The sequence below is a fragment of the Rhizobium sp. UFLA01-1127 genome, assembly GCF_059803845.1.
The window spans coordinates 47549-59935 of the sequence record NZ_JAUQTZ010000022.1 but is presented as its reverse complement, the minus strand read 5'-3'; the positions used below and the strand labels follow the sequence as shown (position 1 = coordinate 59935).

Sequence of the window (12387 nt, the reverse complement as noted above, 5' to 3'; positions counted from 1 at the left end):
AGATGTGTATAAGAGACAGCCCCTTGACATAGCACCGCTTCAATCAGCGCTTCGTTAGTTCGGCCCTGGCACCGCAGCGATCGAAATAGCCACATTGCAGCGCACAAAAATCTGCTAGGGAGAAAAGCGAATCGTTTTGCCGACAAGCCTAAGGATATGCCGTGTTCGTTTTTTCGAAACTTGTCTGGATCTTCGGTCAGCCGCTGTCGCTGGCGTTTCTCTTCGTCCTCCTGGCATTCATCGCCGCGCTGCTGCGCTGGCGGGCGACCGTCATCACCTCCGCGCTCTTGTCGGCGCTCATCCTGTTCGTCTCCCTCTATACGACGGCCGGCGCCTACGCCGTGCAGATACTCGAAGAGCGCTTTCCGCATCCCGCTGCCGATCCGGCCGATTTCAAATGCATGATCGTCCTTGGCGGCGCCACGCAGAATGAGGTGACGACGGCCCGTGGCGGCTACGAACTCGATTCGGCCGGCGATCGCCTCATCGAGGCGCTGCGGCTCGCACAAAAATATCCGCAGGCGCGCATCGTGATCTCCGGCGGGGATGGCTCGATCGGCGGCACTTATGAAGGCGATGCCGTGATTTCCGAGCGCTTCTTCACCGCGCTCGGTATTCCGACAAGCCGCATGGTCGAGGACAAGACCTCACGCACCACCTTCGAAAATGCCGTCAATACCAAGGAACTGCTGGCGCAGAATGGGCTTTCGGATTGCCTGCTGATCACGTCTGGCTTCCATATGCCGCGTTCGATCGGCATTTTCCGCAAGCAGGGCATCGCTGTCGTGCCCTGGCCGGTCGATTATCGCAGCACCGGCAAGGAAACGCTCGGCTTCGATTTCACGCAGCCCTCGCGCAATGCGCAGCTCCTGGCAACCGGCCTGCGCGAATGGGTCGGCCTGGTGGGCTACTATGCCGTCGGCCGCACCTCGGCGCTCTATCCCGGGCCGTGATGACGTGCCCCAGCCGTGATAACGTGCCCGGACTGTAGCGACGTGTCCGGGCCAGAGTGCCTATTTCTGCGATATGGTGACGAATTTGGTGCCGCGCACCCTGACGGTGATTTCGCAGGCGGCTTCGCCATCCTTGCGGTCGCAGAAGCGCGGATGCATCTTCATGACCAGCACCATGTTGCCGAAGCGCAGGATGAAATCGTAGCCATAGGTCTTTGCCGTGGCGACAAGCAGATATCCGCCCTCGGCCACCTGGACATAGAAGTTGTAGGGGCAGCCGTCGTCGGTGCAATAAGCCTGCTTTTCGCCCTTGCAGGTGATCTCGCCCTCGTTGATGACGATATCCATCAGCTTGTCGTTGTTGATATCCTGCTGAGTGGCGAAGTGATCGCCGAAGCTTACCTGGCCGTCGCAGCTCTTGGTGAAGTGATCCTTCTCGAAGGCGACCGGATCCTGCAGGATCGATTGCTGCGCCTCGGCCACCGCAGGCATGAACACGAGTGCGATGAGATTGAAAATCACGATCAGCAGGGATTTCACGGGGGATTCCTTTTCGAAGCGCCGTCGAGATCGCGATGGCCGCCGTAACCGTCCCGGCATCTTTGCATGCGCCGGCTTGCGCGGCCCTTGCCGTCGTGATTCATTTCGGAAAAATCGCCGGCGCCCGTTGGAGTTCTCGATGTCGCTTCTCTCGTTTCTTGATTATGCCGGCGTCGCCCTCTTTGCCGCAACCGGCGCGCTCGCCGCGTCGCGCAAGCAGCTTGACTTGATTGGCTTCCTTTTCTTGGCAGCCGTGACCGGCATCGGCGGCGGCACGCTACGCGATATCGTCCTTGGCCGAGTGCCTGTCTTCTGGGTGCTGAACCCGACCTATATCGTCATCTGCGCCGTGGTCGGCGTCCTAGTCTTTTTCACCGCGCATCTCTTCGAATCGCGCTACCGGCTGCTCATTTGGCTCGATGCGGTCGGACTATCGGCCTATTGCGTCATGGGAGCGGCAAAGGGCATGGCGGCAACGGGCTCGCCCACCGTCGCCATCGTCACTGGCGCACTGACGGCGACCTTCGGCGGCATCCTGCGCGATCTGCTGGCGAACGAACCTTCGGTGCTGCTGCGTCCGGAAATCTATGTGACCGCTTCGCTTGTCGGCGCCGGCGTCTTTACTGCCGCCAACGCGACGATGCTGCCGCTCTATGCGTCCGCGGGATTGGGCGTGACGGCGGCCTTTGTGGTGCGCGGCGGCGCGCTCTGGTTCGGCTGGACCTTCCCGACCTATCATCATAAGCCGGGCCGGCATCCGGACGATGTGATGTAATGGGAGGCAGTAGGAACTAGCCAGTAGGCGATAGCGGATGGCTGGGAGACAATTCTATTGCCTATTGCCTATTGCCTATTGCCTATTGCCTATTGCCGCTACTTGCGGCGCAGGCGGATCACCACGTCGACATGGGCGATTTCCATGCCTTTCGGTGGTTCGGGCAGATTGGCGATCGTCAGGTTGCTGATCGGGATATCCAGCACTTCGTTGTGGCCTTCCACGAAAAAGTGATGGTGGTCGGAGACGTTCGTGTCGAAATAGGTCTTGGTGCTTTCGACGGCAAGCACGCGGATCAGGCCGGCTTCGGTGAACTGATGCAGCGTGTTGTAGACGGTCGCGAGCGAAACCGGAACGCCAGCGGCAACGGCTTCCTCGTGAAGTTCCTCGACTGTCAGATGGCGGTCGCCCTTGGCGAAGAGAAGGTCTCCCAGCGCGATCCGCTGTCGGGTCGGTCTCAGGCCGACATTGCGCAGCCTGGTTTCGATCGCGATTTCGGCATGTTCTGCCATTCAGGGACTCCGGATTCCTGATCTCTATAATTCTTTCCTAAGCCATATAACTTTTGCCTTGATTGCTTTCAATAGTTTCAGTGGGGTGGGAAGGTGCTCAAAAGCCGCAAAAAACGGGCTTTTGCCGCATTTGGCTCTGGTAGCGGCTCTGGCGTTCCTGTATGCGACCACCACATAACGGCTAGTGCCTTCGATCGAACGGAAGAATGAGAGTCCAATGCTTTCGCTTCATTTTCTGTCCATCTTGCACTAAAGCTTCACATCCATCGGCATTCATGCGGGGGAAACGGAATTTTTATGACGACGAGACAGTCCAGCTTCAATTACGAGGAAATCCTGGCTTGCGGCCGCGGCGAGCTGTTCGGTCCGGGCAATGCACAGCTTCCCCTGCCGCCGATGCTGATGGTCCACCGCATTACTGAAATTTCCGAGACCGGCGGCGCCTTCGACAAGGGCTTCATCCGCGCTGAATACGACGTGCGCCCCGACGACTGGTACTTCCCCTGTCATTTCGCCGGCAATCCCATCATGCCGGGCTGTCTCGGCCTCGACGGCATGTGGCAGTTGACCGGCTTCTTCCTCGGCTGGCTCGGTGAGCCCGGCCGCGGCATGGCGCTTTCGACAGGCGAAGTGAAGTTCAAGGGCATGGTCCGTCCGGATACGAAGCTTCTCGAATACGGCATCGACTTCAAGCGCGTCATGCGCGGCCGCCTCGTCCTCGGCACGGCCGATGGCTGGCTGAAGGCCGATGGTGAGACGATCTATCAGGCGACGGACCTGCGCGTGGGCCTGTCCAAGGACAAGGTCGTCTGAACTGCGGCGTCGCCGCCTCCACAAAGACAGATGTTTTAGAAAAGGTCATCGACATGAGACGGGTAGTTGTTACGGGTCTGGGTATTGTCTCTTCGATTGGAAACAATGCTCAAGAGGTGACCGCCTCGCTGCGCGACGCCAAATCCGGCATTTCCTTCTCCCCCGATTTTGCCGAGCACGGCTTCAAGTGCCAGGTCTGGGGATCGCCGAAGATCGACACGACCGATATGGTGGATCGCCGCGCCATGCGCTTTTTGTCGCAGGGCGGCGCCTGGAACCACGTCGCCATGAAGCAGGCGATCGCCGATAGCGGCCTCGAGGAAAGCGATATCACCAACGAGCGCACCGGCATTATCATGGGCTCCGGCGGCCCGTCGACCCGCACGCTGATCGAGGCGGCCGATATCACCCGCAAGAACAACAGCCCGAAGCGCATCGGCCCGTTTGCAGTACCGAAGTCGATGTCGTCGACCGCCTCGGCCACGCTTGCGACCTGGTTCAAGATCCACGGCGTCAACTACTCGATCTCGTCTGCGTGCTCGACTTCGGCGCACTGCATCGGCAACGCCGCCGAAATGATCCAATGGGGCAAGCAGGACGTCATGTTCGCCGGCGGCCACGAAGATCTCGACTGGACCATGTCGAACCTCTTCGACGCCATGGGCGCCATGTCGTCCGACTTCAACGAGAACCACCCCGAAACCGCTTCGCGCGCCTATGACGCCAAGCGAGATGGTTTCGTCATTGCCGGCGGCGCCGGCGTGCTGGTTCTGGAAGAGCTTGAGCATGCCAAGGCCCGCGGCGCCAAGATCTATGCCGAAATCGTCGGCTACGGCGCCACCTCGGACGGTTACGATATGGTAGCACCTTCGGGCGAGGGTGCCGTGCGCTGCATGCGCCAGGCGCTCGCCACCGTGAAGGGCGAGATCGACTACATCAACACTCACGGCACCTCGACGCCGGTCGGCGACAGCAAGGAAATCGGCGCGATCCGCGAAGTTTTCGGCGACAAGATCCCGCCGGTCCAGTCGACCAAGTCGCTGACGGGCCATTCGCTCGGCGCAGCGGGCGTGCAGGAATCGATCTATTCGATCCTGATGATGCAGGAGCGTTTCATCGGGGAAAGCGCTCATATCACCGAACTCGATCCGGAATTCGAAGGCGTGCCGATCGTTCGCAAGCGTATCGACAACGCCAAGTTCGATATCGCTCTTTCGAATTCCTTCGGCTTCGGCGGCACCAACGCCACGCTCGTATTCCAGCGCTACAACGGATAAGGCAATGACGGGAATCATGCAGGGTAAGCGCGGCCTCATCATGGGTGTCGCAAACAATCATTCGATTGCCTGGGGTATTTCAAAGGCGCTTGCCGCCGAAGGCGCGGAACTGGCTTTCACATTTCAGGGCGAGGCGCTCGGCAAGCGCGTCAAGCCGCTCGCAGCCGAAGTCGGTTCGGATTTCCTTCTGCCGTGCGATGTCGAGGATCTGGCTTCGGTCGATGCCGTCTTCGACACCATCAAGGAGCGCTGGGGCAAGCTGGACTTCATCGTCCATGCCATCGGCTTTTCCGACAAGAACGAGCTCAAAGGGCTCTATGCCAACACCACGCGGGAGAATTTCACCCGCACCATGGTGATTTCCTGCTTCTCCTTCACCGAGATCGCCAAGCGGGCGGCCGATCTGATGATCGAGGGCGGCAGCATGCTGACGCTGACCTATAACGGCTCGACGCGCGTCATCCCGAACTACAACGTCATGGGTGTCGCCAAGGCCGCGCTCGAGGCGTCCGTCCGCTATCTCGCCGCCGATTACGGCCCGCGCGGCATCCGCGTCAACGCCGTCTCCGCCGGCCCGATCCGGACGCTCGCCGGCGCCGGCATTTCCGACGCTCGCGCCATTCTCTCGTGGAACCAGCGCAACGCACCGCTGCGCAAGTCCGTCACCATCGACCAGGTCGGTTCGTCGTCACTCTATCTTCTGTCGGATCTGTCGGCAGGCGTGACCGGCGAAATCCATTTCGTCGATGCCGGCTACAACATCACCTCGATGCCGACGCTGGAAACGCTGTCGAGCGCGGATGTGGAGTAAATTCGGCATCGGGCGCCGAAACTGTCACCTCAATTGCAAATTCTGTAGCATCTTAGGGCCGCTGCGAGCGGCCTTAAGTTTGGGCGGAGGTCCGTGTGGTAGGTGAAAATTGCGTCTTTTGCCGTATGTCCGAACTGACCGTCCTCGCCGAAAACGCGATGGCCTTTGCGATCAGGGACAAATTCCCGGTCCGGCCGTTACACACATTGATCATTCCCAAGCGTCACGTAACGGACATTTTCGCAACGGATGCGGAAGAGCGCGAAGCCATTCACCAGCTTGCCATGCATTGCCAGGAGGCAATCGCCGGCAGCGATCCGTCAGTCCGCGGATTTAATTTCGGATCGAACATCGGCCATGCAGCGGGTCAGAAAATCTTTCACGCCCATGTCCATCTGATTCCCCGCCGGCTGGGTGAGGTGGAGTTGCCTGGCGCCCGGCCGGATTGAGTAGCGAACGGCTTAGCTTGCGTCGCAAGGCGCTTTGATCGAAGGCGATTGCTTCAATGGCGGCGGCGGGGGGCGAATACATCTACGCCGTGCTGAGCCGCGAATGGGCTGCAATGGCAAGGAATCGAATCTCCTGAGCCCAGCTCGAAAAATGGCGGCCGATTGACCGCCATTCATCGTTTACTTCTTCGCCCAAAGCACCTTGTAACGGGCATTGCGGCAGGTCTCGCCGAATTCCCTGAAATTCTCCGCCAGCACCGGCTCGTAGGGCAGGCCACGATTGGCGACCAGCATCAGCCGTCCGCCGCCGCGCAGCGCCGAAGCGGCCGTCTTGATCATCGCCTGCCCGAGCGAGGGCTCGGCGGCATGGCCTTCGTGGAAAGGCGGGTTCATGATGATCAGGTCGTATTTGTCCTTGACCGGCTCGCTCGCCAGATCGTGCCAGAAGAAGCGCTGGGCGACCTTTGGGCAGTGCGACAGCAGATTGGCGCGTGCGGCCTCCAGAGCGCCGTAATGGGCCTCGTAGAGGTCGATACGTTCGATCCTCGGCGACTTCGTTGCGAGCTCGACAGAGAGATAGCCCCAGCCGGCGCCGAAATCGGCGGCATCGCCGGCAAAATCGGTCGGCAGGCGCGAAGCGAGCAGTTCGGAACCGGCATCCACGCGGTCATGGGAGAACATGCCTGGCGCCGTGGTGAAGCTGTCGTCGACCAGCGTTGCCGGCTTTGCAAGCTGCGCCGTCAAAATCTTGATATCGGCGGGACGGGCAAACCAGAAGGCGACGCCGTGATACTTCGGCATATGCTCAATTTCGAGGCCGAAGGCCTCGATGCGCTTGCGCAGCGGCTGGATGCCGTCTTCCTTGCCGCCGGCAACGACGATGAGGCCGCCTTCCTTAACGCGTGCCAGCGCTTCGGCGATATGATCTTCATTCTCGCCCTTGTGCTTGCCGCAAAGCACCAGCGCGCCATCATAGTCTTCGCCTTCGATATCCGGCGTCACGTTGATGCGCTGCGCCTGCAGCTGGCGAAAGAAGGGGCGGAAGCCCTGGACGGCGGAAAGCTCGGCGGCAAAGCCCTCCGGCAGTGCAAAGCCGGCCTCGGCGCCGAGAAACAGGATGCGCTGACCTTCGCCGGGTGCGTCGACAGTGCCGGAGGCAAAGGGATGGAACAGGGTCTTCAGGGCATCGCGGCTCATGGGCGGGTCTCATCATGGGAATGGGTTTCGTCTGTCGGGTATGCGCGGCATTTTAGCTTGTGCTTGCCCCTCACCCTAGCCCTCCCCGCGTACGGGGGAGGGCTAGGGTGAGGGGCCGGGCACATAGCTTCAGCGAAAGCAGGCTAGGCCGACGGCATCAATATAAAAAGGGCGCGGAAAAGATCCCGCGCCCCGGACTTGGATGAAGGCGCGGGCTTATTCGGCCGCGTCGTCCTTCTTCTTGTCGGCAGCGATTTCCTGGCCGGTCGCCTGGTCGACAACCTTCATGGACAGGCGAACCTTGCCGCGCTCGTCGAAGCCGAGCAGCTTGACCCAGACCTTGTCGCCTTCCTTGACGACGTCCTGCGTCTTGGCAACGCGCTCGGAAGCGAGCTGCGAGATGTGGACGAGGCCGTCACGGGCGCCGAAGAAGTTGACGAAGGCGCCGAAGTCGGCGGTCTTGACAACGGTGCCTTCGTAGATCTGGCCGACTTCCGGCTCGGCGACGATCGAGTGGATCCACTTGCGGGCCGCTTCGATTTCCTTGCCGGAGGAGGAGGCGATCTTGACGGTGCCGTCGTCCTCGATGTTGATCTTCGCGCCGGTCTTTTCGACGATTTCGCGGATGACCTTGCCGCCCGAACCGATGACTTCGCGGATCTTGTCGACCGGGATGTTCATCACTTCGATGCGCGGAGCGAATTCGCCGAGCTGGCCGCGGCTCTCGGAGATGGCCTTGGCCATCTCGCCGAGAATGTGCAGACGGCCGCCCTTGGCCTGGTTCAGGGCGACATTCATGATCTCTTCGGTGATGCCTTCGATCTTGATGTCCATCTGCAGGGCGGTGATACCGGCTTCCGTGCCGGCGACCTTGAAGTCCATGTCGCCGAGGTGGTCTTCGTCACCGAGGATGTCGGAGAGAACGGCGAAGCGTTCTTCTTCCTTGATCAGGCCCATGGCGATACCGGCAACCGGCTTTGCCAGCGGCACGCCGGCATCCATCAGCGCCAGCGAGGTGCCGCAAACGGTCGCCATCGAGGACGAGCCGTTCGACTCGGTGATCTCAGAGACGACGCGCAGCGTGTAGGGGAACTGTTCCGCTGTCGGCAGCATCGGGTGCACAGCGCGCCAGGCGAGCTTGCCATGGCCGATTTCGCGACGGCCCGGAGAACCCATGCGGCCGGTTTCGCCGACCGAGTAGGGCGGGAAGTTGTAGTGCAGCATGAAGTTTTCTTTGTACATGCCAGTCAGGCTGTCGACATACTGCTCGTCTTCGCCGGTGCCGAGCGTGGCAACGACGACTGCCTGCGTCTCGCCGCGGGTGAAGAGGGCGGAACCGTGCGTGCGCGGCAGCAGGCCGACTTCGGCGAGGATCGGACGGACCGTCTGCAGGTCGCGGCCGTCGATGCGGCTGGACGTGTCGAGGATGTTCCAGCGGACGATCTTCGCCTGCAGGTGCTTGAAGATGGCGCCGACTTCCTCGGCCGTGTACTTGGCTTCGCCTTCCTCGGGCAGGAAGTGTGCCTTGACCTTCGCCTTGACAGCGTCGACGGCGGCATAGCGGTCAGCCTTCTGCGTGATCTTGTAGGCGTCGCGCAATTCGGTTTCGGCAAGGCCGAGCATTTCCTTCTCGAGCTCGGAATAGTCTTCCGGCTGGAAATCGCGCGGCTCCTTGGCGGCGACTTCGGCGAGCTTGATGATCGCATCGATCACAGGCTGGAAGCCGCGGTGACCGAACATGACGGCGCCGAGCATGACGTCTTCAGGCAGTTCTTTGGCTTCGGATTCAACCATGAGAACGGCTTCCTGCGTGCCGGCGACGACGAGGTCGAGGCTCGATTCGTCCATCTCGTCGAGATGCGGGTTCAGCACGTATTCGCCGTTGATGTAGCCGACGCGGGCGCCGCCGATCGGACCCATGAACGGGACGCCCGAGAGCGTCAGGGCGGCCGAGGTGGCGACCATCGACAGGATGTCGGGATTGTTTTCCAGGTCATGCTGGATGACTGTCACGACGACCTGCGTGTCGTTCTTGTAGCCTTCCGGGAAGAGCGGGCGGATCGGGCGGTCGATCAGGCGCGAAACGAGGGTTTCGTTTTCGCTCGGGCGTCCTTCGCGCTTGAAGTAGCCGCCGGGGATCTTGCCGGCTGCGTAGGTCTTTTCCTGGTAGTTGACGGTGAGCGGGAAGAAGTCCTGGCCCGGCTTCGGCGCCTTGGCGGAAACGACGGTCGCAAGCACCACGGTCTCGCCATAGGTGGCGACGACGGCGCCGTCGGCCTGGCGGGCGATCTTGCCGGTTTCGAGTTTCAGCGGGCGGCCTGCCCACTCGATTTCGACGGTATGGATATCGAACATATCTTGTCCTTGCACTATGCGGGAAAATGCGCCGTCGCCGACGTTTCGGCAGGGCGCATCTTCAACCGCACGAAATGTGACGCATCACGGGCAAGACAACGAGAGGCTTTCGAAGATCGGCCGAAGCAAGAAGCTTCGGCTGAAAGCATCCGGCAATCCTGCCCCATGACAGGTCAACGGTTGTTGTTGGCAGGACCGGCCCATCCGGCCTGCCGGCGGTTTCGCATCGCGCAAGAGAAGGCGCGAGGGAAACAGTCTTCCAGGGTTCGTACCCTTCATAAGCATCCGGCGGACGTTCAGGTGAACGCCCGCCGGAAGTTCCGTTAGCGGCGGATACCGAGGCTGGTGATCAGCTTGGTATAACGGCCTTCGTCCTTCTTCTTGAGGTAGTCAAGAAGCGAGCGCCGGCTGGAAACCATCGTCAGGAGGCCACGACGGGAATGGTTGTCCTTCTTGTGGCCCTTGAAGTGTTCGGTGAGGTTGTTGATGCGCTCGGTCAGGATCGCAACCTGAACTTCCGGAGAACCGGTGTCGCCTTCGGCGGTTGCGTATTCCTTGATCAGCGCAGCCTTGCGCTCAGCAGTGATCGACATCGGGTGATCCTTTCTATGAGAGGAATTAAGGTCGCCAAACGCCGGGATGTCGTCCAGCATTGGCCGCGAATGCAATCAGGCGCGCCTGATGCTGGCGCTGCCTATAGACCATTTGGGCTGCAAAGGGAAGGGCATCCTGTCTTTACCTTCTCCCCTCGGGGAGAAGGTGGCCCGAAGGGTCGGATGAGGGGGTGGCGCGGCATCGGGAAATTTGCCTTTCGCTTGCGCTCAAGCCACTCGAAGCTTTGCTTCGAGCCCCCTCATCCGGCCTCTCTCAATCTCGCTCAGCGAGTTTGCTCGCGTCCACCTTCTCTCCGCCGGAGAGAAGATGCTTTTATCCAAAAACCCGCTTGGGCCGGAACTCACCCTGCCCGATCTCGCCGATCGCGATCAGCTTGCCGCGTGCCGTGGCATAGGCCTCGGTTTTGGCAACCGGCGCATCGCGGCCGCGCACCAGGATCGGGTTGCCCATCTTCAGGCGATGCGCCTGGTCGTCGCTGATGACGAGATGCGGCAGCGAAGACAGGGCTTCCGCCGTGTCGATGAGCAGAGCATCGAGCGCTGCGAGCCGCTCGTCCGCATCTTCGATCTCTTCCAGCGCCACGAGATCGGCAAGCGGCACCATCGTCTCCTCGGCGAAGGGGGCGACGAAGCTGCGGCGCAGGCCGGAAATATGACCGTAGCAACCAAGGTCGCGGCCGAAGTCGCGGGCAAGCGCGCGCACATAGGTTCCCTTGCCGCATTCCACCTCGAAATGCGCCGTATTGGCATCCGGGCAGGCGAGCAGCGTCAGGCGGAAGATTTCGACTTCGCGCGACGGGATCTCGACCGTTTCGCCCTCGCGAGCCAGATCGTAGGCGCGTTCGCCTGATATCTTGATGGCGGAAAACTGCGGCGGGATCTGGTTGATGACGCCGGTATATTTCGGCAGCAGCGCGCGGATGTCCTCTTCGCCGGGACGCTTGTCGGACGTGGCGGTCACTTCGCCTTCGAGGTCGTCGGAGGCGCGTTCCTCGCCCCAGGTCACGGTGAATTCGTAGATCTTGCGGCCGTCCATGACGTAGGGAACCGTCTTGGTGGCGTCGCCGAGCGCGATCGGCAGCATGCCGGATGCGAGCGGATCGAGCGTGCCGGCATGGCCGGCCTTCTGGGCCTTGAACAGCCACTTGATCTTGGAAACGGCTTCGGTCGAGCCGAAATCAATCGGCTTGTCGAGGATGAGCCAGCCCGAAATCGGGCGGCCCTTGGGCTTGCGTGGCTTGGACATTCTCTGTCTCTGTTATTGATCTTGGTCGTTGTCGTCTTCGAGATCGCGGCTGACCTCGGGCGAGCGCAGAAGCGCCTCGATCTTCTGGTAGTTGTCGAAGCTCGTATCGTCTCGGAAACGAACCTCCGGCATGTACTTCATCTGGCGAAGCTGCGGGCCGAGGCGGCCGCGGATATATTTCGCGTGGCGGTTCAGCGCCTCGATGACGGCGCCGTGGTCGGCGACGCCGAGCGGGGTCACGAAGGCGGTAGCGATCTTCAGATCGGGCGACATGCGCACTTCGGAAATGGAGATCACGGTGCGCTCGATCAGGTCGTCGCGCACTTCGCCGCGTTGCAGGACCTGCGTAATCGCTGAGCGCACCTGCTCGCCGACGCGAAGCATGCGCTGCGAAGGCGCGGAAGAAGTTGGTCTGGTCATGGTTGTTCCGTTAGCAGCGTCCCGTGGACGCGATAAAGCGGGTCAAATGACTCGATCCGGCGCAAAGGTCAAGGCTGGAGAGGGGTTGCGGTCCCCCAGAAGCCGAGAATCCTCGCGAATGCGGCATCCTGTGCTCCACGGTCGGAAAAGGCAGACGCCGGAATATAGGTAACGAAGGATTCGAGATCGAACTCGATCCGTCCGTCAGAGCGGCGAATATCGAGGATCTCACTCCAGCCGACCCATAGCATCGTATTGATCGATGCCCAGGAGGCGCCTTCGGCATGCATGTGCGTCCGGTTGCCGAATGAAGGAGGCGATAATGGAGCGATCGTCTTCAGGCACAGTGGTCATGCCGGTGGTCCATCCTCATTCGGATGGATCCAATAAAAAAACCGCCGGTCTTGGCCGGCGGTTTTGATATC

Annotated in this window: 14 protein-coding genes; 6 read left to right on the top strand and 8 right to left on the bottom strand. The window is 61.0% G+C overall.

Annotated features, from left to right (window positions below):
- Positions 1-161: 161 nt before the first annotated feature.
- Positions 162-953 carry a YdcF family protein gene (locus Q4Q11_RS08090; RefSeq protein ID WP_498569159.1) on the top strand — a complete coding sequence of 264 codons (792 nt, stop codon included), beginning with the start codon at positions 162-164 and terminating at the stop codon, positions 951-953.
- Between the two features lie 60 nt (positions 954-1013).
- Here the strand turns inward: Q4Q11_RS08090 and Q4Q11_RS08085 are convergent, their stop codons facing one another.
- Positions 1014-1493 carry a hypothetical protein gene (locus Q4Q11_RS08085; protein ID WP_112512622.1) on the bottom strand — a complete coding sequence of 160 codons (480 nt, stop codon included), beginning with the start codon at positions 1491-1493 and terminating at the stop codon, positions 1014-1016.
- 139 nt (positions 1494-1632) lie between these two features.
- On the opposite strand from Q4Q11_RS08085, the gene Q4Q11_RS08080 reads away from it, so the two are divergent.
- On the top strand, positions 1633-2268 hold the full coding sequence (locus tag Q4Q11_RS08080) for a trimeric intracellular cation channel family protein (RefSeq protein WP_112512621.1): 636 nt from the start codon (positions 1633-1635) through the stop codon (positions 2266-2268).
- 98 nt (positions 2269-2366) lie between these two features.
- Here Q4Q11_RS08080 and irrA read toward each other — a convergent pair whose 3' ends face one another.
- Positions 2367-2780, bottom strand: coding sequence for an iron response transcriptional regulator IrrA (gene irrA, locus Q4Q11_RS08075; RefSeq protein ID WP_112512620.1), 414 nt, complete (start codon positions 2778-2780; stop codon positions 2367-2369).
- Between the two features lie 297 nt (positions 2781-3077).
- Between irrA and fabA the strand changes: the two genes are divergently transcribed.
- The 4 genes from fabA (at position 3078) to Q4Q11_RS08055 (ending at position 6130) form a co-directional block, all read left to right on the top strand.
- Positions 3078-3593 carry a 3-hydroxyacyl-[acyl-carrier-protein] dehydratase FabA gene (fabA, locus tag Q4Q11_RS08070; RefSeq protein ID WP_112512619.1) on the top strand — a complete coding sequence of 172 codons (516 nt, stop codon included), beginning with the start codon at positions 3078-3080 and terminating at the stop codon, positions 3591-3593.
- A gap of 53 nt (positions 3594-3646) precedes the next feature.
- Positions 3647-4870: a beta-ketoacyl-ACP synthase I gene (fabB, locus tag Q4Q11_RS08065; protein WP_112512618.1), complete on the top strand. Its 1224-nt coding sequence runs from the start codon at positions 3647-3649 to the stop codon at positions 4868-4870.
- A 4-nt stretch (positions 4871-4874) separates the two neighbouring features.
- Complete coding sequence (gene fabI, locus Q4Q11_RS08060; protein WP_498569158.1) at positions 4875-5681, top strand: enoyl-ACP reductase FabI; 807 nt, start codon at positions 4875-4877, stop codon at positions 5679-5681.
- Positions 5682-5776: 95 nt separating this feature from the next.
- Complete coding sequence (locus tag Q4Q11_RS08055; RefSeq protein ID WP_112512616.1) at positions 5777-6130, top strand: HIT family protein; 354 nt, start codon at positions 5777-5779, stop codon at positions 6128-6130.
- Positions 6131-6310: 180 nt separating this feature from the next.
- Here the strand turns inward: Q4Q11_RS08055 and Q4Q11_RS08050 are convergent, their stop codons facing one another.
- From Q4Q11_RS08050 to Q4Q11_RS08025, 6 genes are all read right to left on the bottom strand, one after another.
- Positions 6311-7327: a class I SAM-dependent methyltransferase gene (locus Q4Q11_RS08050; protein ID WP_112512615.1), complete on the bottom strand. Its 1017-nt coding sequence runs from the start codon at positions 7325-7327 to the stop codon at positions 6311-6313.
- 216 nt (positions 7328-7543) lie between these two features.
- Positions 7544-9682 carry a polyribonucleotide nucleotidyltransferase gene (gene pnp / locus Q4Q11_RS08045; RefSeq protein ID WP_112513271.1) on the bottom strand — a complete coding sequence of 713 codons (2139 nt, stop codon included), beginning with the start codon at positions 9680-9682 and terminating at the stop codon, positions 7544-7546.
- A gap of 323 nt (positions 9683-10005) precedes the next feature.
- Positions 10006-10275 (bottom strand): 30S ribosomal protein S15, encoded by a 270-nt coding sequence (rpsO, locus tag Q4Q11_RS08040; RefSeq protein WP_112513272.1) that lies wholly within the window; start codon positions 10273-10275, stop codon positions 10006-10008.
- Positions 10276-10609: 334 nt separating this feature from the next.
- On the bottom strand, positions 10610-11542 hold the full coding sequence (truB, locus tag Q4Q11_RS08035; protein WP_498569157.1) for a tRNA pseudouridine(55) synthase TruB: 933 nt from the start codon (positions 11540-11542) through the stop codon (positions 10610-10612).
- A 12-nt stretch (positions 11543-11554) separates the two neighbouring features.
- Positions 11555-11962, bottom strand: coding sequence for a 30S ribosome-binding factor RbfA (rbfA, locus tag Q4Q11_RS08030; protein ID WP_498569156.1), 408 nt, complete (start codon positions 11960-11962; stop codon positions 11555-11557).
- 68 nt (positions 11963-12030) lie between these two features.
- Positions 12031-12252 (bottom strand): hypothetical protein, encoded by a 222-nt coding sequence (locus Q4Q11_RS08025; protein ID WP_498569155.1) that lies wholly within the window; start codon positions 12250-12252, stop codon positions 12031-12033.
- Between the last annotated feature and the right edge of the window lie 135 nt (positions 12253-12387).